Origin of the sequence: Promicromonospora panici, assembly GCF_900608595.1 — a bacterium.
GTDB classification, from domain to species: Bacteria; Actinomycetota; Actinomycetes; order Actinomycetales; family Cellulomonadaceae; genus Promicromonospora; species Promicromonospora panici.
Window position 1 is genome coordinate 113816 of sequence record NZ_UWYY01000002.1, and the last position, 23067, is coordinate 136882.

Sequence of the window (23067 nt, forward strand, 5' to 3'; positions counted from 1 at the left end):
GCCCTGCGGGGCCGGCCGTCCGGTCAGGTCTCCCTCCGCATGGTTCCGGCGGCGGGGAAGTGCGCCGGATCCTGCGGGAGGAGGCCTGGCCGTACGGCCGCCTGCCTCGCCTGCCCTGGAAGCCTGCCTAGAAGCTCAGCCCAGGGAAGATCTCCTCGGCCTGATCGATGTAGTCGGGTTCGGTCTGCTCCTGATATGTGGCCCAGGCCTGTGCGTCCCACACCTCCACGCGGGTACCGACCCCGATCACGACCACTTCGCGGTCCAGACCGGCGTACTCGCGCAGGTGTGTCGGGATGGAGACCCGGCCCTGCTTGTCCGGAACTTCGTCGCTCGCTCCCGCCAGGAAGTTTCGCGTGTAGTCCCGTGCCGCCTTGCTCGTCACCGGCGCCTGCCGGATCTGCGTATAGATCTGCTGGAACTCGTCCATCGGGAGAAGAAAGAGGCACCGCTCCTGCCCTTTGGTCATGACCAGACCACTGGACAGACGCCCCCGGAACTTGGCGGGAAGGATCAGGCGTCCCTTCTCGTCGAGCTTCGGGGTGTACGTGCCGAGGAGCAGACCCAGACCCGCGAAATCTTCTGCCATCGCAGTCATGGGCCGACACCTCCTCTCGCTCCCGCATCCTCCACGCTACTCCACTTTCCACCACCACACTCGGAAAAACCATGGGGAGAACTACCCACCGACCCTCAATGCGCAGGTCAAAGAGGTAAAGAGTGGGTGGAGGGAATTCATGTCCGGCGTGCCGCGGAATGTCGGAGTGCCGACCCGCCAGCCGCACGCCCCCAACGGTCCTGGGCCCTGGTCGGGGACCGATCCGGCGGGCAATTCACCTTCTCGGACCTGTGAAGACCACGTGATGTGCACAACAGAGTGCTTTACATCTCTACTACGCTGGACCAGCCGGGCGAGCTCCAGCCGCCCGGCTTCCGCCCGGCGCGTCCTCGCGCCAGATACCGGCCTGTTCACCCGGCCTGATGGAGGTCTCCCCCTGTGCACACGGAACCCGCCACGCCTGGCCTCGCGGAACCACACTTCGGCGGCACGGCCGCAACGCAGGCAGTACCCGGGCCCGGCGCGCTCGACGAGCTGGTGGAGACGATGGCTCGGGTCCGCGGAGCCGTCGAGTCGGTGGTGACCGGCAGGCCTGGACTGGCCGACATCACGCTCGCCGTCCTGCTGGCCGAGGGCCACCTGCTCGTCGAGGACGTCCCCGGTGTCGGCAAGACGACGCTCGCCAAGGCGATCGCCCGCAGCATCGACTGTCACGTGGGCCGCATCCAGTTCACGCCCGACCTGCTGCCCAGCGACCTCACCGGCGTCAACATCTTCCGCACCGGCAGCCACGAGTTCGAGTTCCGGCCCGGTCCGGTGTTCAGCAACATCGTGATCGGCGACGAGATCAACCGCGCGTCCCCCAAGACGCAGTCCGCTCTGCTGGAGTGCATGGAGGAGGGCCAGACCACGGTCGACGGCACCACCCACCAGCTCCCCAAGCCGTTCCTCGTGGTCGCCACGCAGAACCCGGTGGAGATGGAGGGCACCTACCCGCTGCCTGAGGCGCAGCGGGACCGGTTCATGGCCCGCATCACCGTGGGGTACCCGGACACGGACGCCGAGATCCTCATGCTCGACCGGCAGGAGGCGAGCACTCCGCTGGCGCACCTGAAGGCCGTCACCGACGGGCAGTCGATGCTGCGGTTCTCGCAGCTGGCGCGCTCGCTGTACGCGTCGTCGTCGGTCAAGCGGTACGTGGTGGGGCTGGTCGGCGCGACGCGCGAGCACCCCGGCCTGCGGTTGGGCGCCTCGCCCCGCGCGTCGCTGCAGCTCCTGCGCGCCGCGAAGGCGATAGCGGCCATGGCGGGCCGCGACCACGTGCTGCCCGACGACATCCAGCGGCTCGCCCGGCCCGTCCTGGCCCACCGCCTGATCCTCACGACCGAGGCCCGGCTCAGCGGCGTCACCCCCGAGACCCTCGTGGACGAGATCGTGCAGCGCACGCCCGTCCCGGCGCTCGAGCCCGCCGACCGGCGCCAGTACTGAGCGGCCAGGGCGACGAGCACATGAGGTGGCGTGACACGCTCGCACGGATCAGCCGGGTCCGGCTGACGCCCCGTGGCATCGGAGCCGTCTGCCTGGGCGGCACGTTGGTGCCGCTCGGGCTCGCGCTCACCCTGCCCGACCTCGTCGGGCTGGGTGCGGCGGCTCTGCTCGTGGTGGCGGTGGCCTGGGTGGCCATCGGGACCCAGCGGCTCGAGTCCGGGCGCGGCGCCCTGCGCGTGACGCGGGCCGTGGCTCCGAACCCGGTGGTCCGCGACCGGACGGCGGACGTCAGCCTCCTGGTCGCCGCCCACCAGCCCAGCGGCGCCGCGTACGAACGCCTGTCCCGGCTGCGGCTGTCCGAACAGGCGGCCCACGAGCTCGCCGGCCACCAGGGCATCCGGGCGCGCGTCTCGGCGCGGGCAGACCGGATCACCGTGCACTACTCGCTGACCCCGACGCGGCGCGGCCGATGGTCGCTCGGCCCGCTGCTGACCACCCGGACCGACGTGTTCGGCCTGGTCCGCGCCACCCAGCCGCTGGGCGCCGCTACGCACGTGCCCGTGTGGCCGCGCACCGTCGAGCTCGCCGTCCGCACGCGGTCGGTGGGCGACGTCGACCACTCGGCCACCGGCGCGCGCCTGCAGTCGAGCGACGACTCCGTGCTGCGCGAGTACGTCGCGGGCGACGACCCGCGCCGTGTCCACTGGGCGAGCGCCGCCCGGCGGGGCCAGCTCATGGTCCGCGCCGACGAGAGCGCGGGCGTGCGCCCCGTCACGGTCCTGCTGGACCGCTCGCTGCTGCCGCACTGGCAGGACGCCGGTGGCCTGCGCCGCCCCGCGGCCGTCGACGACGGCGAGTGGGCGGTCGAGCTCGCGGCTTCGATAGCCACGTCGTTCCTCGAGGCCGGGCACCCGACGCGCCTGCTGCCGACCAGCGTGGCTCCCACCCTCGAGAGCGTGCGGTTCGCGACCACCCGCGCGAGCCGGTCCGCACTGCTCGACGCCTGCGTCGACATCCGCGGGCACCGTGGCGCCGCCGAGGGGCATCACGCGACGAGCACCACGGCCCGGGCGCTCCGGCTGGCCCGCACCCCTGGTGAGATCGTCATCGCCGTGCTCGGCCCGCACGACCCGGACGCCCGGCACAGCCTCGCGGCCCTGGGCGCGGAGGGCACGTGCTGGGCCCTCCTGGTGGCCCCCCGCGGGACCGGCTTCCAGCACGAGCTCGACGAGACCTTCGCCGAGCTCCGCGCCTCCAGCTGGCACGTCAGCACCACGGAGTCCCGCACCGACCCGGAACGTGCCTGGGCCCTGCTCGCGGAGCGTGCACTGTGATCCTCGCCCACCGCGGACCGCTCGTCCGCACCGTCGCCTCGGCCGTGCTGGTGGTCATCGCCGTCATCGCGTCCATGCACGCGCTGACCCTCGTCATCGACCCCGGACCGTGGCTCACCGCCGGCACCACCGGCGTCATCCTCGTGTCGGCCACCAGCTGCGTCGTGCGGTACCTGCTGCTCCGCGCCGCCGTCGACCGTGCGGCCGCCCGCCGGGCGGCGGGCCACGGCGTGAGCGCCGACCGGGCAGCCGACCGCGCCTCGGGCAGCGCCTCGTTCGTCGCGACGGCGGCGGGCGCCGTGGTCGCCTTCTGGTTCGTCCTCGCCCGCTACGGCGGCCCGGGCCAGCGCTTCGAGCCGTTCGTGGGCCCGGACGCCTTCGACCAGGTCCTCGAACGGTTCCGCCAGGCCACCGAGACCATGAGCACGCAGGTAGCGCCGGTCGGGCCGGACGAGGCCATCAGCATGGTCGCCGTGGGCGGCACGCTGCTGGTGTTCCTCGTGGTGGACTCCCTCGCGGGCGCCCGGATGCCCGGGTTCGCGGGGGTGCCGCTGCTGCTCCTGTGGACGCCGCCGCTCACGCTCATCGGCGAGATCCCGTGGCCCGTCTTCGTCATCAGCGTCACCGCCATGCTCCTGCTGCTCACGGTCGATCCGGTGGGTGTCACGCCCGGCCGGCACCGCGAGTCGGACTCGGCGGCGGTCCGCCGTGCGCAACGCTTCCGCTCCTGGATCACCGCGGGTACCGCCGTTGCGGTCGCGACGGCGTCGCTCGGCGTCGCGACCGGTATGGCCACGCTGCCCGCGCTGGCGGGAACCTGGACCCAGCTCATCTCGACGCCGTCCGACACGGTCGAGCTGTCGTCCGAGCTCGACATGCGCCAGCCCCTGAGCGCCCGCTCCAGCAGCACCGTCCTCACCTACACGATGGCGGACGGCGACCCGGCCGGCCCGCTGCGCGTCATGACCCTCACGGCGTTCGACGGCGTCCAGACGAACCGGAACGTGCCCAGCGGCGGTATGACGGACTTCGACTCGTCGACGATCCTGGCGCCCGACGGTGAGGGCGCTGTCGGCGAGGGCCGCCGGATGGACATCGAGATCGGGCAGCTCACCGGTCCCGAGCTGCCGCTGCCGCTCGAGCCACGTTCGATCGACGTCGGCGGCGACTGGGCCTACGACGCCCTGCGCGACGAGGTGCGCGGATCCGAGGGCACGGAGCCCGGAGACACGTACAGCGTCGAGATCATCGACCGTCGCCTCACTCCCGACCTCCTGCGGGCTGTGCCGGCCTCAGGCGACCCCCGGTCGTCCGGCTACACCCAGGTACCGGAGACCGAGCACCAGGACGACATCGCCGCCTACGCCCGCGAGATCGCCGGCGAAGCTCCCACCCGGTTCGACGCGGCCGTCGCACTGCAGAACCACCTGCGGGCGGGTCAGGGGTTCGTGTACAACCCGGACGCCGACTACCGGGGCTCGTCCGACACCGTCTGGGAATTCCTGGAGAACAAGGAGGGGTACTGCACGCAGTACGCCCTGTCGATGATGGTCATGGCCCGCAGCCTCGGCATCCCCGCCCGCATCGGCATCGGCTGGCTGCCCGGCAGGCCCGACGGACAGGACGGTTTCCGGGTCACCGGCCAGGACTCGCACGCCTGGCCCGAGATCTACTTCCCGACCGTGGGCTGGGTCCGATTCGAGCCGACGCCGCAGGTCCAGACGGGCCCGCTGCCCTCGTACGCGAACCCGGGCATCGGCAGCGCCCCGAGTTCCTTCCCCACGCCCTCCCGGGCCAACGAGGTCCCCACGCGGCAGCCGACCCAGGCTCCCCAGCAGACTGACCCGGGGGCCACGGCGAACAGCTCGACCGGCAACGAGGTGTCCGACCGGACGCTACCCGGATGGGCCTGGGTGGTGGCGGTCATCGTCGCCCTCTGTGTGCTCGGCGGCGCCGCATGGCTGCTGATGCGACGGCGCACGGAGGCGGAGGTGCTCGACCCGGAGCGGGCCTGGTCCCGCGTCCTGGCGCTGCTCGCCGAGCAGGACGTGCGGCTGGGCCCGTCGGTCACCCTGCGCCGCGCGCCGGAGTTCATCGCGGACGAGGTGCGCACACGTACGGGCACACCCCTGCCCGACGACGTCGCCGAACGCCTCGCCGCCCTGGCCGACGCCGCCGAGGAGGAGCGTTATGCCCGCCGCCCGGTGTCCCCCACGACCGCGGAGCTGGAGGAGCTCACCTCGACGGTGACCGCCGAGCTGACCGAGGTGCTCACCCGCAAGCCCTGACCGGCCTCGTTGAGTGCTGGGGTCGGGATAGACAGGAGCCGGGCCCCAGGTGGGGCCCGGCTCCTGTCGTGTGCTGTGCCAGTCACACAAGCTGTGCCTGTCACGCACATGTCCTGATGGTCCCGTCAGGGACCATCAGGAGAAGGCCGGTCGGCTAGCGACCGCCCTGATTACGCCGGTTCTCCCAGCGCTCTTCGAGACGGGCGAGGAAGCCGCCTGAGCGACCGCCCCCACCCTGCCGCTTGCGGGGCTTACCTGCTTTTCCCTGTGGCGGTTGGACCGTGCCGTCTTCTCCGACGACGCCGACCGGACCCTCCTGCTGCTTCTTGCGCGGTCCGAGGAACGCGAAGACCACGCCCGCGAACATCAGCACGAAGCCGATGGCCCCGAGCCAGGTGCGCGATGTCGCCGCACCGACGACAAGAAGGAGCAGACCGACGACAACGCCGGCCCCGGACAGCACATATCGGAGCGCGTTACCACGGCCCGTGGACTGGAGCGTATTCGCCAGCCGCGGGTCGTCTGACGTCAGAGCACGCTCCATCTGCTCCAGCACCCGCTGCTCGTACTCGGACAGAGGCATCGAGACCCCCGGATCTCGCAAAGGAACAGTGTCCCTTCCAGGATAGGACGACCCGGCCGTCGTTGGTAGTCGACATCCCGGGCATACCAGCGACTATAGGGGCAGATCAGTAATGATGCGTGCTGTTCTTGTGATGTACACCCAGGTCGATCGCCGTTTTTCCAAACTTCTCCCGCACCGCGTCGAGCGCCAGTTCCGCCTCCCGCTGCGCCCCGGAGCGCGGATCGACCGACTCCTCGAGCGTCGGCTGCTGCACGGATCCGTCTCGTTGCTGGAGATTTTCGGCCCGCACACCCACCAGCCGCACCGGCAGGCCACCCAGATCGACGCCCGCGACGAGGTCGCGAGCCACGAGATAGATGTCCCGTGCTACGTCGGTCGAGTCCTCCAGTGTTCGCGATCGGGTGAACGTGACGAAGTCGCTGGAACGCACCTTCACCGACACCGTCCGCGCCATCACGCCCTGAAGCCGCATCCGGGCCGCCACCCGGTCGGACAGCTCCAGCACTCGCCGGCTCACCGCCATGGTGTCGTCCTGGTCCGTGCCGAAGGTTGTCTCAGCACCGATGCTGTGCTCACGGTGCTCGGGCACCACGGGGCGCGGGTCGCGGCCCCAGGCGAGATCGTGCAGGTGGGCGCCGCTGACCCGCCCGACGGCGGTCTGCAGGCTCGCCAGGTCGGTGTGCGCGAGCTCCGCGACCGTGGTGATGCCCCACGCGGCGAGCGACTTCTCCGTCTTCTCCCCCACGCCCCACAGGGCTCCGACGGGCAGCGTGTGCAGAAAGTCCACGGTGGCCTGGACCGGTACCAGCATCAGCCCGTCGGGCTTGGAGTGGGTCGAGGCCAGCTTCGCCACGAACTTGTTCCGCGCGATACCGACCGACGCCGTCACCCCGTGCTCGTCCTCGATCCGGCGGCGCAGCTCGGCCCCGATCGCCGTCGGCGGGCCCAGCCGCCGTCGGGCGCCGCTCACGTCCAGGAACGCCTCGTCCACGCTGATCTGCTCCACGAGCGGCGTGACCTCCTGGAGCATGCCCATGACCGACCGGGACACGTCGCGGTACAGGTCGTGGTCGGGCCGGATCACGGTGGCCTGCGGACACAGCAGGCGCGCCCGCGTCATCGGCATCGCGGACCGCACGCCGAACGCACGCGCCTCGTAGGTGGCCGCCAGCACCACCCCCCGCTCCTGCCCGCCGACGATCACCGGCAGGCCGCGCAGCTCCGGCCGCCGGGCCAGCTCGCAGGACGCGAAGAACGCGTCCATGTCCAGGTGCAGCACCGAGCAGCCGGACTCGTCCGACCCCCAGTCCCGTCTCGCCGCCGCTGACCGCGGCCCCTTGCTCACGAACGTGCTCCGTTCTTGCTGTTGTTCGGTACTGCGGGTGTCACGCGGCCGAGGCACCCCTCGCCCCAGCCGCGCGGACGCCGGTCACGACGCCTCGGGCACCAGCGTCAGTCGCTGCGCCGAGAACCCCGCGTCCGGGTCAACGAGCATCGCCACCTCGTCCCGGAAATCCTCGGCGCAGGCGAGCAGCTCGTCCGCCCGCGCGGGCTCCACCTGCTCCGGGCGGCCCGCATCGACCGCGGCCCGCAGGGGCGCGCCGGCCGCGAAGTACCCGGACCAGGCTGCCAGGTCCGGCTCCGCGTGCGCGAGCATGTCCCACACGGTGCGTGCGCCCGAACGCGCCGACGGACGCCCGCGCAGCGCCACCACGGCAGCCGCAGAGCGGATCGCCGCGAGATGCGCGTGCACGAACCGGTCCCCCGGATCGGCCGACCGCGCCGCCTCGGCCAGCTCGGCGTCCGCCTTGCGCAGCAGAGCGCTGACACCCGGCGGGACGGCGCGCGGCACGAGCATGCGCGCTGAGACCACGTCACGCGCGCCCTGAGAATGCATGGTGCCCATCTCGAACCTCCGATCGAACCCCTTGTGCGACACTATCGAACATACGTTCTATCCTGTCAAGCGAACCGCAGGCCCCGGGAGAGACTGTCCTCATGGCCCGCCGTTCCGCCCGACGCCGCCCATCCTCCTCCGCACCACTGACACTCCCCGCTGAGCTGCCCGTCGGTCCCGTGCCGATCAGCACCGGCACCGCAGAGGTGGTTCGCGACCCGGACTTCCCGCAGCGAGTGACGCTGCACGTCAACGGCGTGCCGAGCTCCAGCCTCGACCTCGCCGACCCCGGGTTCCTCGACTTCGAGTACATGCAGCAGATGGCCGCCTTCGTGGCCCTCCTGCCGCCCGGACCGCTCCGAGTACTGCACCTCGGCGCGGCCGGCAGCGCCTTCGCCAGGCACGTGGAGCACGAGCGGCCCGGCTCCCGCCAGCTCGGCGTCGACCTGGACGCCCGGCTCCTCGAGCTGGTCCGCGAGTGGTTCGCCCTGCCGCGCTCGCCGCTGCTCCGGCTGCGCGCCGACGACGCCGGGCGCACGCTGGCGTCCGCGCGCGACGCGTCCTACGACGTGGTGGTCCGGGACGTCTTCGCCGGCGACCGCACACCCGCGCACCTCGTGGGCACCGGGTTCGCCGCCGAGGCCCGCCGCGTGCTCCGCCCCGGCGGCATCCTGCTGGTGAACTGTGCCGACAAGCCGCCGCTGGCCACGGCGCGGCGCGAGGTCGCGAGCCTGGCGCAGGCTTTCGGGCCGGGCGCCGCGGCGGCGGGCAGGCTCGCCGCCGTCGCCGAGCCCGCGATCCTGAAGGGCCGTCGCTACGGAAACCTGGTCCTCGCGGCCGTCCGTGAGCTGCCCGAGGATGCCCCCGAGGAGGCCCCGGCGGACGATCAGCGGGGCGACGGGCCGGAAGACCCGCGGGACACCCCTCAGGGCGCCACAGGAGCCCCCATGGGGCACGACGCCGCCGTCGGGCAGCCCGACCTGCGGGACGCCCGCCTGGGGCGCGCCCTGCGCACGCTCGCGGTGCCCGCCACCCTCCTCGCGGGCGAGGACGCCGCGGCGTTCGCCGGCACCGCGGCGCCGCTGGAGACCCCAGCCCCGGACGCGCCGAAGTAGAACTGTGGCGAAGTAGGACTGTGGCTTCGCGCTCAGGTTCTACTTCGCCACAGTTCTACTTCGCCACAGTTCTACTTCGCCAGAGTTCTACTTCGGCGCCAGAGGGGCGCGGGCACGAAAAAGGCCGCCCTCCCGAAGGAGGACGGCCCTTCTCACGAGCTACCTCAGAGCGGCACGACTGCTTCCGCCTGCGGACCCTTGGGGCCCTGCGTGATCTCGAACTCGACCCGCTGGGCCTCCTCGAGAGACCGGTACCCGTTGGACTGGATCGCGGAGTAGTGCACGAAGACGTCGGCGCCGCCGCCGTCCTGGGCGATGAACCCGTACCCCTTCTCCGCGTTGAACCACTTCACAGAACCCTGCGCCATGCTGTCCTTCGACCTTCCGTCCGGGATCCGACGGCGGGCCCGTTGCCCGCCCCCGTGCCGCAATGCTTTCCCGTCTTGCTCACGACACGGCGGACGTGGCCTTGGTACGTCACTGCAACGAGCGCCAGTGTGGCACGTACCACTCAGATGTGCCACGGAACAGGCACATTTCTGCCGCAGATATGACACACCGGGCCGGGGATGTCCGGTCCGGGCGGGTCCGCGCAGGTCACGGTGTGCGCCTCAGCTTCCGGCTCGGGCCGCCGCTGTGCGGCCCAGGCCCGCGGAAAAGCCCGCGGCGCGCGCCCCGTGACCAGGACGCGCGCCGCATGAGACAGGCCTGAGTCAGTCGCCGTTCTGCTGAGCGAGGAACCGCTCGAACTCCGCGCCCAGCTCGTCCGCGCTGGGGATCGGCGTGGTGTCGGCGAGCAGGCTCGGCCGGCCGATGGACCGTGCGAAGGCGTCGTACTGCTCCTCCAGCGCCTTCACGACGGCGGCGATCTCGGCCGACTCGGCGACCTGCTTCTCCACCTCGATCTTCGCGTCGGTGGCGGCCTCCTCCAGCGCCGGGACCGCCAGGTCGAGACCCGTCGCCCGCTCGGTGTGGTTCAGCGCCACCACCGTCGCCGGCGGGTACTGCGACTGCGAGAGGTAGTGCGGCACGTGGACGGTGAAGCCCAGCGCGTCGTGCCCCGCCTCGCCCAGCCGGTACTCGAACAGCGCGGCCAGCGAGCCCGGCACCTTCACGCTGCCGAACCAGGACGTGTAGTCGTCGACCAGGCCGGGCCGCGTGGCGTGCGCCGTCAGGGACAGCGGGCGGGTGTGCGGCAGCCCCATCGGGATGCCCTGGATGCCCACCACGAGGCTGACGCCGAACCGTTCGACCAGCTGGATGAGCCCGGCCACGACGCGCTCCCACTGCAGGTCCGGCTCCGCGCCGTGCAGCAGCAGGAAGCCGGTGCCCTCGGCGTCCGTCAGGTGGTCGATCGCCAGGTAGGGCGCCTGGTAGTCCGCCCAGCGGTCCGAGTCGAAGATCATGGTCGCTCGCTTGGAGCGGTAGTCGAGCAGCTGGTCGACGTCGAACGTCACCAGGCGCTCGACCCGGAACTCGTCGATGAGGTGCTCGACGGCGATGTCGCCGGCGCTGCCCGCGTCCACGAATCCGCGGACGGCGTGCAGCAGGACGGGCCCGTCGGTGCTGCCGGGCACGCTGCGACCCAGCGTGCGCCCGACCGCTGCCTCGTCGACGTCGTAGATGCCCTGGGGGTCAAGCACGTGCGCTCCCTCGCTCGTCGGAGTGTTCCCGATCACCCGGCACTACCGAGTGTCTGCTCAGGTCCAACGCCATGACGGCCAGGAGTCTTCCCGTTACGCCCTCAGCGTCGCGGGAACTCTACCGACCCGGCTCCTACCGGCCGGGCAGCCGGACCACGGAGACGAAGAAGTCGTCGATCTGCCGCACCACGTCGATGAAGCGGTCGAAGTCCACGGGCTTGGTCACGTAGGCGTTCGCGTGCAGCGAGTAGGAGCCCACGACGTCCTCCTGGGCGTCCGACGTGGTGAGCACCACCACCGGGATGTGCCGCAGCATGGGGTCGCCCTTCGCGACGGCGAGCACCTCCATGCCGTCCATCTTGGGCAGGTTGAGATCCAGCAGCACCAGGTCCGGTGTCGGTGCCTTCGCGTACTGCCCCTGCTTGCGCAAGAACTCCAGCGCGCTGACGCCGTCGCCGACGACCGACACGTTGTTGGGAACGCGGTGATCCTCGAACGCCTCCCGGGTCATCAGGACGTCGCCCGGGTCGTCCTCCACCAGGAGGATCTCCATCACGTTATGACCGCTCACGCCCGTACCTGTCCGCTGGATTCCGCAGCGGCGGACCCCTTCGTCGCGATCCGCCGTCGGCCCTGGTCAGGCCGCCTCATCCGAGCGTAGTCGACTGCGCCCGTTCGGTCGAAAGGCGCCCCCCGGCCGGCTGCCCCTGGCGCCGGGCCAGCGTGAACCGCACGATGGTGCCGCCCCCGGCCGCCGGCTCGATCCAGATCCGGCCCTTGTGGTACTCCACTATGCGTTTGACCAGCGACAGGCCGATGCCGGTGCCCGCGTACTGCTCACGCGAGTGCAGCCGCTGGAAGATGACGAAGACCCGCTCCGCGTACTGGGCGTCGATGCCGATGCCGTTGTCCACGACCGAGATCTCCCAGTGCGCGCGCATGCTCCGCACCTCGATGCGCACCATGGGCGGCCGTTCGGGGTGGCGGAACTTCAGCGAGTTGCCCACCAGGTTCACGAAGAGCTGCTGCAGCAGCGCACGCTCACCGTGCACGACCGGCATCGGGTCGTGCACGATCTCGGCGCCCGTCTCGCGCACCCGTTCGGACAGCTCCGAGAGCGCGGCCGTCAGCACGCCCTCGAGGTCGACGTCCTCGCGCGCCACGCCGGTCCGACCCACCCGGGAGAAGCTCAGCAGGTCCTGGATGAGCCGCTGCATGCGTTTGGCGCCGTCGACGGCGAACTCGATGTACTGGTCGGCGCGATCGTCGAGGGATCCGCCGTAGCGCTTCTGCAGGAGCTGCGTGAAGCTCGCGACCTTGCGCAAGGGCTCCTGCAGGTCGTGCGAGGCCACGTAGGCGAACTGCTCCAGGTCGCGGTTGGACCGCTCCAGCTCGCGCGCCTGCTCGCTGAGCAGGCCGTGCGCGTTCTCGACCTCCTGGTGCGAGAGCCTGATCTCCTCCACCTGGTGCACCAGGTCGCGGCGCATGTTCTCGACGTGCATGGCGAGGAGCGCAACCTCGCCCGCGCCCACGGGCCGGATCTCCCGGCGGATGCCACCGCTGCTCACCACCCGCACGGCGGCGGTCAGCTCGGTCAGCGGCCGGATCACCCAGCCCTCCAGGGCCAGCCACATCATGGTGCCCATGAGCACGACGACCAGGACGAGCGTCGCGACCGCGCCCAGCAGGAGCTGTTCCCAGACGGTACGGGTGGCCACTATCTCGTCGCGCTGCGCGCTCAGCTCCGCCAGGTAGTGCACGACGGCGGAGCGCGCGCTCTCGTACAACCGGTCGCCCTCGGCGGACGGCGGAGCCGTGCTGAGCAGCTCCATCCGGCAGGCGATCTGGCCGGCGGGCGCCGCCTCGACGGCGGCGACCACGGGTTCGGCGTACTGGTCGAACCAGGCGTCCGTGCGGCGCATCGCGTCCTCGTAGGCCAGCGCCACCTCGGCGTCGGCGTCCAGCGCGCGCCGCTCGACGTCGGCCAGGAGCATGATGCGGCCACTCGACCCCACCGCACGCGTCCATGGCTCGAGCGCGGCCGGGTCGCACGTGGCCCGGTAGGCACGCAGCGACGCCTCGGCGTCGCCCAGCGCGAGCGACGCGCGCTCGCCGTCGACCAGCGCGCGGTAGTACGGGCCGTCGGCCCGGGCGTCGAGGCCGCGCGACTGGACCAGGGCGAGGATCGCCACCGCCAGCGCGATCACGAGCATGGCGGCCACCGCGCCGAGCAGCCTGGCGAGCCGGCGACGCATGGACACACCGGTGAACCGGTGCTCGTCGGGCACGAGCGTCATGCCCGCGACCACTCCACCGAGTCGGCCAGGGTCGAGGTCCGTTCAGCGGGACCTGTCGCGCCGGCGCCGGCCCAGCCGACGAAGAGGAGCGCCGCGTCGTCGACCAGGGGGCCGCCGTGCAGCTCGCGCACGCGGCGCAGCACCCGGGTCACGACCTCGTCGGTGCCCTGGTCCATCTCGCGCTCCACGACGCTGCGCAGGCCGTGCGCGCCGAGGCGCGGCATCCGCCCGTGGGCGCTGGCGAGGACCGGCGTGCCCTTCGGGTCGGCGCCGACCGCCGCCTCCACCAGCCCGTCCGTGTAGAGCACCGCCGTCCACACCTCCGGCAGCTCGACGGTGTGCGCCGTCCAGCCGCCGTCCACAGGGATGCCGAGCGCGCGACCGCGGCGGGCCGACGACAGCTCCTCGCAGTGGTGCGTGACCAGCACCGCCGCCTCCGCCGAGACCTGGGGCACCACGAGCAGCGGCGGCAGGTGCCCGGCGAGGTAGACGTCCATGCGCCGGCGGTCCGGCGAGATCACCGCCTGGCAGATCGTGACGAACACCTCGGGCCGGCCGCGCTCCGCCAGGAGGACCCGCTCCAGCAGCGGCAGGACGTCGTCGGCCGGCGTGTCCGCCAGCACGAGGGTGCGCCACGCCGTCCGCATGGCCGCGCCGAGCGCCGCCTCGTCCGGGCCGTGGCCCGCGACGTCGCCGATGACCGTGACGAGCGTGCCGTCCGGACGCTCCACCGTGTCGAAGAAGTCGCCGCCCAGCAGGCCGTTGCCCCCGGGCAGGTAGCCCACCATCACGGATACCCGCTCGTCGGTGACCAGCTCCTTGGGCAGGAGCGCCCGCTCCAGCCGGGCGGTCTCGGCGGCGCGCACCTCGCTGCGGAACAGCGCGATCTGCTGGGCAGCGGACCGCCGTCGCAGCGTCGCGTACCGGAGGCAGCGTGCCAGCGCGTCGCCGTCCACGTCGCCCTTGACGAGGTAGTCGTCGGCCCCGTTGGCGACGGCGGCGGCACCCAGGTCGTGCGCCGTGTTGCCGGTCAGCACGACGACGGCGGGCTGCACCGGCAGCACCTCGACACCGTCGATGATGCGGCGCAGGGCGCCCAGCCCCTCGGCGTCGGGCAGGCCCAGGTCGAGCAGCAGGCAGTCCACCGAGACCATCGACAGGATCCCGAGGGCCTCGTCGACGGACCGGGCCCGGTGCAGGTCAGCGCGGAGATCGGCCTCCACGTCGGCGTCGGCGAGCAGCTCGCTCACCAGGAACGCGTCGGCGTCGTCGTCCTCGACGAGGAGGACCGAGATCGGACCGTCGATCCAGGACGGGCGCGCCTCGGATCCGGGCCCACCTCCGGGCCCCGCAGTACCCGCCCCGCCCAGTGCCATGGCGGCGATCCTATCCAGCGAGATGACGCCGTGTCAGCGGACAGGCCGAGAGGTGCGCGATAATGGTCGGCCGGTTGATTGCGACCTAGGCTTTTTCGCTGGTGAACCACGGAGGTAGGGCGTGACGGGAATCGCGGGCGAGCTCGCCCACGAGCAGGCAGTCGTCGACACGATGTACGTCCGGTTGGACACTCTGCGCGGCACGACCGCGGACCGCCTGCGGGACGTGCGGCTCGCGGGCGCTCAGGGCACGCACCAGAACCGCAGCGAGCGCGACGCGTTCGCCACGCTCTACGAGGACCGGGCCGCGCAGCTCGACGCCGTCGAGGACCGGCTGGTCTTCGGCCGCCTCGACCTGTCCGACGGCGCCACACGGTACGTCGGGCGCATCGGCCTGACGGACGCCGAGCACCGCTCGATGCTGACCGACTGGCGCGCGCCGGCCGCCGAGGCCTTCTACCGGGCCACGGCGCTGCACCCCGGCGACGTCCACCGGCGTCGCCACCTGGTCACCAAGGGGCGCTCGGTGACCGGCCTGGAGGACGAGGTGCTCGACCTCGACGCGGAGATCGACGCCGACGCGCTGTCCGGCGAGGGCGCGCTGCTCGCGGCGATGGCCCAGGGCCGCACCGGCCGGATGACCGACATCGTCGCGACGATCCAGGCCGAGCAGGACCGCATCATCCGCTCCGACCTGACCGGGGCGCTGGTGGTCCAGGGTGGCCCCGGAACGGGCAAGACGGCGGTGGCGCTGCACCGCGCCGCATACCTGCTGTACGCGCACCGGCGTCTGCTGGAGCGATCCGGCGTGCTCGTGGTGGGCCCGTCCAGCGCGTTCCTGCGGTACATCGACCAGGTGCTGCCCTCGCTGGGCGAGACCGGCGTCGTGTCCACGACGGTCGGCGACCTCATCCCCGGCATCCGGGCGACCGCCGTCGACGAGGGGCAGGTGGCCCGGCTCAAGGGGCTGCTCCTGTGGCGCAAGGTCATCCGGCGGGCGGTGCGCGCGCGGGAGCGCGTGCCGCAGCAGGAGGTCCCCGTGCGGGTCGAGGGGCACGACTTCGTGATTCGGCCCCGCGACGTCGGCGACGCGATAGCGCGCGCCCGCCGCACGCACAAGCCACACAACCTGGCGCGCGGCGTGTTCGTGCGCGACATGCTCGACCGCCTCACCGACCAGTACCGCGACTTCACGGGCGACTCGCTGTCGGGCGAGGACCGCGCCTCGGTGTTCGAGGACCTGCGGTCGGACCGCGCCGTCCGCGTGGCGCTCAACCTCGCCTGGCTGCCGATCACGCCCGAGAAGCTGGTCACCGACCTGTACGCCAAGCCGCACCGGCTGGCCGAGGCCGCGCCGGAGCTGACCGCGCGCGAGCGGCGCCTGCTGTTCCGGGAGCCGGGCGCGCCGTGGACGGAGTCCGACGTGCCGATTCTCGACGAGGCGTACGAGCTGCTCGGCGAGGACGACTCGGTGGCCCTGGCCGAGGCCCGCAACCGCGAGGCCGAGCAGGCCCGCGAGATCGAGTACGCGCGCAACGTGCTGTCCACGACGGGTGCCGGCGACGGCCTGGTCGACGCCGAGACCCTGGCCGCCCGGTTCGCCGCGTCCGGCCCGACCCTGACGACGGCGGAGCGCGCGGCGGGCGACCGCGCCTGGACGTACGGCCACGTGGTGGTCGACGAGGCGCAGGAGCTCTCCCCCATGGCCTGGCGCGCCCTGGTGCGCCGGGTCCCGACCCGGTCGATGACGATCGTCGGCGACGTCGCCCAGACGTCCTCGGCCGCGGGGGCGCGCAGCTGGGACCGGATGCTCACCCCGCTGCTGCGCGACGGCTGGCGGCTGGCAGAGCTCACGGTCTCCTACCGCACGCCGTCCACGGTCGCCGACACGGCGCAACGGGTCGCGCGGGCCGCCGCCCTGCCCGTCTCCGACCTGCGCGCCGCGCGCGACGTCGAGGGCTCCCTCACCGCCGTCCGCACCGAGCCGGGTCCGGACGGCCGGACGGACGACGGCGTGGTGGTCACCGAGGCCCTCGGCCTCGTCAAGGAGCTGGTCGGGCCCGACGCCGGCCGGGTCGCCGTCGTGGCACCGGCCGACGACGTCGCGCGGCTGGCCGAGGCGATCGCCGTCGCCCTGCCCGACGCGGTCGGCGCCGCGGAGGCGGCCCGCCTGGCGGCGCAGCGTCCGGAGGACGCCCAGGTGACGGTGCTCGCGCCGCGCCAGACCAAGGGGCTGGAGTTCGACGCCGTCGTGCTGGTGGAGCCGGCCGCTGTCGCCGAGGGCGCCGGCGGGACGAGCGACCTCTACGTCGCGATGACCCGTCCGACGCAGCGCCTGGTGGTAGTGCACTCGAGAGGCCTCCCGGAAGGCTTTTGACCGCCTTGGTTGTGAGCGTGACCGTAGCGACTACGTGCCCGTTTTAGGCGCAACGGTCACGCTCACAACCAAGGGGTGTCCCAGTGGGCGGGACGTAGGGGCTATCCGTTTGTTGCTTCCGCTGTACCTGGCGCACCATGGGTCCGTGCAGCGAGCCCTCCTCCTCGAGAACGTCCACCCCACCTCCGTCCCGATCCTCGAATCGGCCGGGTACGAGGTCGACTACCGCAAGGGAGCGCTGGACGAGGACGAGCTGATCGCCGCGCTCGACGGCGTCCAGCTCCTGGGCATCCGGTCCAAGACCGAGGTGACCGCGCGCGTGCTGTCCGAGGCGACCGACCTCGTCGGCGTCGGCGCCTTCAGCATCGGCACCAACCAGATCAACCTGACCGCCGCCGCGCACCGCGGGATCGCCGTCTTCAACGCGCCGTTCTCCAACACCCGCTCGGTGGTGGAGCTCGCGATCGCGGAGATCATCTCGCTCACGCGCCGCATGACGGAACGCGACCGCGCCCTGCACGCGGGCATCTGGGACAAGTCCGCCGAGGGCTCGCACGAGGTGCGCGGGCGCACGCTCGGCATCGTCGGCTACGGCAACATCGGCTCGCAGCTCTCCGTGCTCGCCGAGAACCTGGGCATGTCCGTCGTCTTCTACGACACCCAGGAGAAGCTGGCGCTCGGCAACGCGCGCCGCGCGGAGACGCTCGACGAGCTCCTGGAGACCGCCGACATCGTGACGCTGCACGTCGACGGGCGCTCGGGCAACGCGGGGCTGTTCGGCGCCAAGCAGTTCGCCCGGATGAAGCAGGACGCGATCTTCCTCAACCTGTGCCGCGGGTTCGTGGTCGACGTCGACTCGCTGGCGGAGCACATCACCTCCGGCCACCTCTCGGGTGCCGCCGTCGACGTCTTCCCCGCGGAGCCGAAGAAGCGCGGCGACGCGTTCGAGTCGGTGCTGCGCGGCCTGCCGAACGTGATCCTGACGCCCCACGTGGGCGGCTCCACGGAGGAGGCGCAGGAGGCGATCGGCCAGTTCGTCGCCAAGAAGCTGAGCGACTACATCACCACCGGCTCGACGATGCTCAGCGTCAACCTGCCGAACCTCCAGCTCGAGCACACGGGCGTGGGCCGCATCAAGCTGCTGCACCGCAACGTGCCCGGGGTGCTGGCCACGGTGAACCAGATCTTCGCCGACCACGGCGCGAACATCGAGGGCCAGATGCTCGCCACGCGCGGCGACATCGGCTACGTGGTCACCGACATCTCCGACGTGACCGAGCGGGGCGCGTCCAAGAAGCTGCAGGCGCTGGACACGACGATCCGGCTGCGCATCCGCGACGCCTTCGAGCGCCCGGAGTTCCCGCCGGGCCCGGCCGCCCGCTGACCCCGGCACCCCGCCTGCCGAGGTAGGAGTGTGGCGAGGTAGGACCCCAGCGGAACCCACTCCGCTGGGGTCCTACCTCGCCACACTCCTACCTCGCCACACTCCTACCTCGCCACACTCCTACCTCGGCGGGAGGGGGTGGGTCAGGTGAGGGTCGAGGCCGGGATCTTGTACGCCGCGAAGGCCTCCGCGACCTGGGCCTCGGTCAGGCCGTAGCGGGCCAGGGTGTACTCGTGCTGGCGGTGGCCCGTCCGGTCGACGGCCGCGGCGAGGTTGGCGTCGTCCGTCTCGCCCCAGGCCAGGTCCAAGCGGTCGAAGACGCCGCGCAGCACCGTCTCCGGGTCCGCGAGCAGGTCGTCGTAGACGACGTCGATCACTGCGTCCTCGGGCAGTTCCGCGCGCAGCCCGAGCGCGCGCTCGACCCCGCCCGCGGAGATGCCCAGCCACTCCCGACCGATCCGGTCGAGGTCGATGCGGCCGGGCCTGGTGTACATCACGTGCGTCGCCTCGGCCATGGAGCAGCCGGAGGCGACTACGGCCCCCGGCGCACGGTGCGTCCAGACGAACCGCGCATCCGGGAAGGCGCGCAGGATCTCCGGCATCCGCCACAGGTTCATCGGGTGTTTGAGCACCCATCGGTCCGGCGCCTCGCCAGCCGCGATGACCTGCAGCGCGCCGCGCAGGAACAGGTAGTCCTCGGTGAGGTCCGCCCGCGCGACGTGGTCGAGGTAGTGCGGTACAGGCCCCCACGTCGCGTACATCTCGGTGTGGGCGCGGAGCATGAAATCCTCCTCCTCGCCGTCCGCGATCAGCGGATGGAGGTGCGCCCACGCCGGGCTGAGCTTCGCCACCGTCGCGAACCGCTTGCGGGCCTGCGCGATCAGCCGTTCGCGTTCAGCCGCCGGGCGCGGGAGGCCGAGGTTGGTCATCTCCCACAGCTTCGGGCCGCGGTGGCCCGGGTGCCGCGCGATCAGGTTGTAGGTCAGCGTGGTCCCGGTACGCGGCAGGCCGACGACGAAAACCGGCGCCGTCACCGGCTCGTCCCGCACCTCGGGCCGGCTCGCCTGAGCTTCGCGCACGACGACACGGTTGCGCAGCCGGTCCCGGATCTGGTCCTGGGTGCTCGTCCAGCCCATGGCGCTCAGCTCCGGGTACGCGGCGAGGTCGCTCAGGAGCAGCCGGAGGCCGTCCACCGCGGCGAGGTCGTCGTCGCCGAGCGCCACCCGCCCCCGCTGGACCTCCTGGAGCAGCCCGTCGAAGACGGCGTCGGGGTCCTTGCGGGTGCGCATACCGGGGGCGAGCAGCACGTTGAGGAGTCGGAGCAGGGGCGTGGCCTGGGACATGGCGCACATCCTGCCCATGCCGGCTCCCGGCGACAAGCGGCGGGACGTGGCGCCCCGGATCGTGACCAGGCAGGTTCCGCCGATCCGGAGCGTCCGTCCATTAGCATCCGGACGAGGGCTCGCACCCGGCGTCGCACGACCCGGCACGAGTCGCCGACGAGAGGGGAACCGTGCCTGCACCATCGCCGTCCGACCCCCGGGTGCGGATACGGGACGTCGCGGAACGCACCCTGCTCGTCGAGACGACGACGGCGGCCGACGCGAGCGCGGTGTACGAGCGGCTGCGGACGCGTTGGGGCTCGGTCGCCCCGATCGACCTGGAGCCCGGCGTGCCGGCCTGGCTGGTGCTGGGCCACGCCGAGGCCGTGGGCGTGCTGCGCGACGACCGCACCTTCATCAAGGACCCGTCGATCTGGCGCGGGCACGCGGAGAACCTGCTCGGGCCGCAGTCCGCGCTTCACCTGGTCCTCCCCCGAGCCCCGAAACCCACGCTCGCCGACGCCGACGGCGTCAAGCACACCCGGATGCGGCCGCCCGTCGACGACGCGCTGTCGCAGGTCGACGAGGCCCGGGTGGGCGCGATCACGCGCCGGCTGTGCGGCATGCTCATCGACCGGTTCGAGGACCGCGGCCGGGCAGACCTGGTCGCCGAGTATGCGGCGGTCGTCCCGTTCCTCGTGCTGTCCGAGCTCGACGGGCTCGAACCGGACCAGGCGCAGCGCCTGCAGGAGATCACCCGGGCGATCTTCGAGTCCGGCGCCTCGGCGCGGGAACGGACCGCCGAGCTGCTGGAGATCGTCACCGGGCACATCGCCCACAGCAGGAGGCTCGGCACCCAGGACATCGCCGGCGTCCTGGCCGTGCACGACAACTTCGAGAGCGACCTGGAGCGGGCACAGACGCTGACCGCCATCACCCTCGCGGCCAACGAGTCGCTGCTGGCCTGGGTGGCGCAGACGCTCGCACTGGTCCTGAGCGACCCCCGTTTCTCCCACCGGGTCTCCGGCGGGCGGCTGCACATCGACGACGCGCTCGACGAGGTGCTGTGGCGCTCGACGACCAATCCCAACCTCATGCCGCGGTTCGCCACCCATGAGGTGGTGATCGGCGACAAGCTGATCGAACGCGGGGAGGCGGTCATCGTCGGTGTGCACGCGGCCAACCACGACCCGCTGGTCCAGTCGGACGACCCCTGGGACACCGTGGGCAACCGCGCCTACCTCTCGTTCGGCGCCGGCCCCCACCGCTGCCCGGCGCCGCGCCTCGGCCGGGTCATCGCGCGGATCGCGGTCGCCGAGCTGCTGCAGCGCCTGCAGGTCACGCTGGTCGGCGACCCGGACCAGGTCGAGTGGGCGACCAGCCCGTGGATGCGTTTCCCGGCACGGCTGCCGGTGACCTTCCCGTCCCCGAGCGAACAGCCGCCGCACGGCACCTGGCCCGCGGATCCCGACGACGCCGACGACGGCTACGCCGTCGGGCCGCCCGGGTACTGAGCACACGATCAGCCATCGGACTCGTCGCGCAGCGCGAGCGTCACCTCCACCTCGTCGGTCTCCCCGCCGCTCACCACGGTGAGCACCACCGGTTCGTCGGCGGTCCGCTCCCGGACGAAGGCGGTCAGTGACGCGGCGCCGGTGACCGGGTCGTCGCCGATGGCGACGATCACGTCCCCCTCGCCGATGCCCGCGCCCGCGGCCGGCGACCCGTCCACGACGTCCTCGACCCGCGCGCCGCGGCGGGTGATCCCGTCGGCGGTCGCCGTGCCGTCCGAGAGGGAGACCCCCAGGAACGCGTGCTCTGCCTCGCCGTCGTCGATGAGCTGGTCGCTGATGTTCCGGGCGAGCGCGGACGGGATGGCGAATCCCAGCCCGATGGACCCCGACTCGCCGACCGACGTCGTCAGGATCGACGAGTTGATCCCGATCACCTCGCCGGCCGCGTCGAACAGCGGGCCGCCCGAGTTGCCCGGGTTGATCGGCGCGTCCGTCTGGATGGAGTTGCTGACCACCAGGTCGCCGCCGTACTCCGTCGACGCCGTCACGGGCCGGTCCAGCGCAGAGACGATCCCCGTGGTCGCCGTGCCGGACAGGCCCAGAGGGCTGCCGACGGCCAGCACGGGGTCGCCCACTCCGACGGCGTCGGAGTCGCCGAGCGTGGCCGGCGACAGGTCGTCCGGCGCGTCCTGGACCCGCACCACGGCCAGGTCGGTCGTCGCGTCCGCGCCGACCACCTCCCCGTCGAGGATGCGCCCGTCGTGGAGCGTCATCTCCACGTCCTGGGCGCCCTCGACCACGTGGTTGTTGGTCAGCACGTGCCCCTCGTCGTCCAGGACGACGCCGGATCCCCCGGTCCCGCCCTGGGCGCTCCGCGTCTCGATGGACACCACCGAGTCCTCGACCGCCCCGGCGACGGCGTTCCAGTCGGTCCCGCCCACGAAGGCGCTCTGGGCAGGCACGATGTCGCTCTGTTCCTGCCCGACGTCGGCCAGCGACGCGGCGCCGGGGTCGTCGTCGATCAGGCTGACGGCGCCTGCCGCCGCCGCCGCGGACAGGATTGCGGCGATCGCCGCCACGCTCACCATCGGCAACCACGGCGTGCTTCCCGCGGTGGTTCGCGCAGTGGTTCGGTCCGGTTCGTCGATCATGACGGTCCTCCTCAGCCTCGGTCCTGATGGGTGGTCGACACCGCGGGCTTGCGCGGGCCCCTGGCCCCCTTGACGGTGCCCAGCCGGCCCGCGGTGATCCCGAGCACCTCGTCGGCGACCGCGGTCACCCGGCGCGAGTGGGTGACGACGATGACGCACCGGCCCTCGTCGTGCGCGAGGCCCGTCAGGATGCGCAGGATCTCGTCCTCGGTCGCCTGGTCGAGGTTTCCGGTGGGCTCGTCGGCGATGATGATGCGCGGATCGTGCGACAGGGCGCGGGCGATCCCGACGCGCTGCTGCTCACCGCCGGACAGCTTGAGCACCGGCCGCCCGGCGGTCTCCCGGTCGATGCCGACCCGGGCGAGCAGCTCGTAGGCGTGCTCCTTCTTGTGCTTCACGCGGCTGCCGGAGATGTTCATGGACAGGACGATGTTCTGCACGGCGGTCGCGGTGGTGAGCAGGTTGAAGCCCTGGAAGATCACGCCGATACGCCTGGCGCGGTACGCGTCCCGGTCGAGGGTCCGCAGGTCCTCGCCGTCGTGCAGGATCTGCCCGCCGCCCGCAACGTCCAGGCCGGCGATCAGGGACAAGAGGGTCGACTTCCCCGACCCGGACTTCCCGACGACGGTGTAGACCTTGCCCGGCTCGAACGCCGCGCTGATGCCGCGTAGCACGTCCTTCTTGGCGCCGTCGTACCGGTAGGTCACGCGGTCGAGGGTGAGGGTGCTGGTCACAG

General features: G+C 72.1%; 19 protein-coding genes. 7 read left to right on the forward strand and 12 right to left on the reverse strand.

What is annotated here, in order from left to right:
• Nucleotides 1-127: 127 nt before the first annotated feature.
• Complete coding sequence (gene mraZ, locus EW117_RS02375; RefSeq protein ID WP_129783302.1) at nucleotides 128-598, reverse strand: division/cell wall cluster transcriptional repressor MraZ; 471 nt, start codon at nucleotides 596-598, stop codon at nucleotides 128-130.
• A 399-nt stretch (nucleotides 599-997) separates the two neighbouring features.
• Between mraZ and EW117_RS02380 the strand changes: the two genes are divergently transcribed.
• Genes EW117_RS02380 through EW117_RS02390 form a run of 3 tightly spaced genes read left to right on the forward strand, consistent with a single transcriptional unit; the run spans nucleotide 998 to nucleotide 5669 of the window.
• Complete coding sequence (locus EW117_RS02380; RefSeq protein ID WP_129783304.1) at nucleotides 998-2047, forward strand: AAA family ATPase; 1050 nt, start codon at nucleotides 998-1000, stop codon at nucleotides 2045-2047.
• A gap of 20 nt (nucleotides 2048-2067) precedes the next feature.
• A complete protein-coding gene (locus tag EW117_RS02385) occupies nucleotides 2068-3381 on the forward strand; it encodes a DUF58 domain-containing protein (protein WP_129783306.1) in 1314 nt (437 codons plus the stop codon).
• On the forward strand, nucleotides 3378-5669 hold the full coding sequence (locus tag EW117_RS02390) for a transglutaminase TgpA family protein (protein WP_129783308.1): 2292 nt from the start codon (nucleotides 3378-3380) through the stop codon (nucleotides 5667-5669). Before EW117_RS02385 ends, EW117_RS02390 begins: the two co-directional genes overlap by 4 nt.
• Nucleotides 5670-5823: 154 nt before the next feature.
• Here the strand turns inward: EW117_RS02390 and EW117_RS02395 are convergent, their stop codons facing one another.
• The 3 genes from EW117_RS02395 to EW117_RS02405 form a co-directional block, all read right to left on the reverse strand.
• Complete coding sequence (locus EW117_RS02395; protein WP_129783310.1) at nucleotides 5824-6252, reverse strand: DUF3040 domain-containing protein; 429 nt, start codon at nucleotides 6250-6252, stop codon at nucleotides 5824-5826.
• Nucleotides 6253-6358: 106 nt separating this feature from the next.
• On the reverse strand, nucleotides 6359-7600 hold the full coding sequence (locus EW117_RS02400; protein ID WP_129783312.1) for a DNA polymerase IV: 1242 nt from the start codon (nucleotides 7598-7600) through the stop codon (nucleotides 6359-6361).
• Between the two features lie 84 nt (nucleotides 7601-7684).
• Entirely contained in the window at nucleotides 7685-8161 is a 477-nt protein-coding gene (locus EW117_RS02405) for an SAV_6107 family HEPN domain-containing protein (RefSeq protein ID WP_242504039.1), read from the reverse strand.
• Nucleotides 8162-8331: 170 nt separating this feature from the next.
• On the opposite strand from EW117_RS02405, the gene EW117_RS02410 reads away from it, so the two are divergent.
• On the forward strand, nucleotides 8332-9267 hold the full coding sequence (locus EW117_RS02410; protein ID WP_129783316.1) for a spermidine synthase: 936 nt from the start codon (nucleotides 8332-8334) through the stop codon (nucleotides 9265-9267).
• Between the two features lie 164 nt (nucleotides 9268-9431).
• Here EW117_RS02410 and EW117_RS02415 read toward each other — a convergent pair whose 3' ends face one another.
• From EW117_RS02415 to EW117_RS02435, 5 genes are all read right to left on the reverse strand, one after another.
• A complete protein-coding gene (locus EW117_RS02415) occupies nucleotides 9432-9635 on the reverse strand; it encodes a cold-shock protein (RefSeq protein WP_020016705.1) in 204 nt (67 codons plus the stop codon).
• Nucleotides 9636-9980: 345 nt separating this feature from the next.
• Nucleotides 9981-10910, reverse strand: a complete 930-nt coding sequence (locus tag EW117_RS02420) for a proteasome assembly chaperone family protein (protein WP_207211724.1) — start codon at nucleotides 10908-10910, stop codon at nucleotides 9981-9983.
• A 133-nt stretch (nucleotides 10911-11043) separates the two neighbouring features.
• Nucleotides 11044-11463, reverse strand: a complete 420-nt coding sequence (locus EW117_RS02425) for a response regulator (RefSeq protein ID WP_129783750.1) — start codon at nucleotides 11461-11463, stop codon at nucleotides 11044-11046.
• A 94-nt stretch (nucleotides 11464-11557) separates the two neighbouring features.
• Nucleotides 11558-13207 carry a sensor histidine kinase gene (locus EW117_RS02430; RefSeq protein WP_165362417.1) on the reverse strand — a complete coding sequence of 550 codons (1650 nt, stop codon included), beginning with the start codon at nucleotides 13205-13207 and terminating at the stop codon, nucleotides 11558-11560.
• A complete protein-coding gene (locus EW117_RS02435; protein ID WP_242504040.1) occupies nucleotides 13204-14583 on the reverse strand; it encodes a PP2C family protein-serine/threonine phosphatase in 1380 nt (459 codons plus the stop codon). The genes EW117_RS02430 and EW117_RS02435 overlap by 4 nt, the downstream gene beginning before the upstream one ends.
• A 121-nt stretch (nucleotides 14584-14704) precedes the next feature.
• On the opposite strand from EW117_RS02435, the gene EW117_RS02440 reads away from it, so the two are divergent.
• Nucleotides 14705-16960 carry a HelD family protein gene (locus tag EW117_RS02440; protein WP_129783318.1) on the forward strand — a complete coding sequence of 752 codons (2256 nt, stop codon included), beginning with the start codon at nucleotides 14705-14707 and terminating at the stop codon, nucleotides 16958-16960.
• Between the two features lie 145 nt (nucleotides 16961-17105).
• A complete protein-coding gene (serA, locus tag EW117_RS02445; protein WP_129783320.1) occupies nucleotides 17106-18344 on the forward strand; it encodes a phosphoglycerate dehydrogenase in 1239 nt (412 codons plus the stop codon).
• A 143-nt stretch (nucleotides 18345-18487) separates the two neighbouring features.
• On the opposite strand, the gene EW117_RS02450 is transcribed toward serA, so the two are convergent.
• On the reverse strand, nucleotides 18488-19687 hold the full coding sequence (locus tag EW117_RS02450) for a sulfotransferase family protein (protein WP_165362418.1): 1200 nt from the start codon (nucleotides 19685-19687) through the stop codon (nucleotides 18488-18490).
• 170 nt (nucleotides 19688-19857) lie between these two features.
• Between EW117_RS02450 and EW117_RS02455 the strand changes: the two genes are divergently transcribed.
• Entirely contained in the window at nucleotides 19858-21180 is a 1323-nt protein-coding gene (locus EW117_RS02455) for a cytochrome P450 (RefSeq protein WP_129783324.1), read from the forward strand.
• An 8-nt stretch (nucleotides 21181-21188) separates the two neighbouring features.
• Here the strand turns inward: EW117_RS02455 and EW117_RS02460 are convergent, their stop codons facing one another.
• Nucleotides 21189-22331: a S1C family serine protease gene (locus tag EW117_RS02460; protein ID WP_242504041.1), complete on the reverse strand. Its 1143-nt coding sequence runs from the start codon at nucleotides 22329-22331 to the stop codon at nucleotides 21189-21191.
• Between the two features lie 11 nt (nucleotides 22332-22342).
• Nucleotides 22343-23065 (reverse strand): ABC transporter ATP-binding protein, encoded by a 723-nt coding sequence (locus EW117_RS02465; RefSeq protein ID WP_129783326.1) that lies wholly within the window; start codon nucleotides 23063-23065, stop codon nucleotides 22343-22345.
• Between the last annotated feature and the right edge of the window lie 2 nt (nucleotides 23066-23067).

Bases quoted from the DNA above. Each gene is read 5' to 3' on its own strand.
- EW117_RS02460 (WP_242504041.1), bottom strand. From the start codon at position 22,331: ATGATCGACGAACCGGACCGAACCACTGCGCGAACCACCGCGGGAAGC.
- EW117_RS02435 (WP_242504040.1), bottom strand. From the start codon at position 14,583: ATGGCACTGGGCGGGGCGGGTACTGCGGGGCCCGGAGGTGGGCCCGGA.
- EW117_RS02415 (WP_020016705.1), bottom strand. From the start codon at position 9,635: ATGGCGCAGGGTTCTGTGAAGTGGTTCAACGCGGAGAAGGGGTACGGG.
- EW117_RS02430 (WP_165362417.1), bottom strand. From the start codon at position 13,207: ATGACGCTCGTGCCCGACGAGCACCGGTTCACCGGTGTGTCCATGCGT.
- EW117_RS02405 (WP_242504039.1), bottom strand. From the start codon at position 8,161: ATGGGCACCATGCATTCTCAGGGCGCGCGTGACGTGGTCTCAGCGCGC.
- EW117_RS02425 (WP_129783750.1), bottom strand. From the start codon at position 11,463: ATGGAGATCCTCCTGGTGGAGGACGACCCGGGCGACGTCCTGATGACC.
- EW117_RS02395 (WP_129783310.1), bottom strand. From the start codon at position 6,252: ATGCCTCTGTCCGAGTACGAGCAGCGGGTGCTGGAGCAGATGGAGCGT.
- mraZ (WP_129783302.1), bottom strand. From the start codon at position 598: ATGACTGCGATGGCAGAAGATTTCGCGGGTCTGGGTCTGCTCCTCGGC.
- EW117_RS02450 (WP_165362418.1), bottom strand. From the start codon at position 19,687: ATGTCCCAGGCCACGCCCCTGCTCCGACTCCTCAACGTGCTGCTCGCC.
- EW117_RS02385 (WP_129783306.1), top strand. From the start codon at position 2,068: ATGAGGTGGCGTGACACGCTCGCACGGATCAGCCGGGTCCGGCTGACG.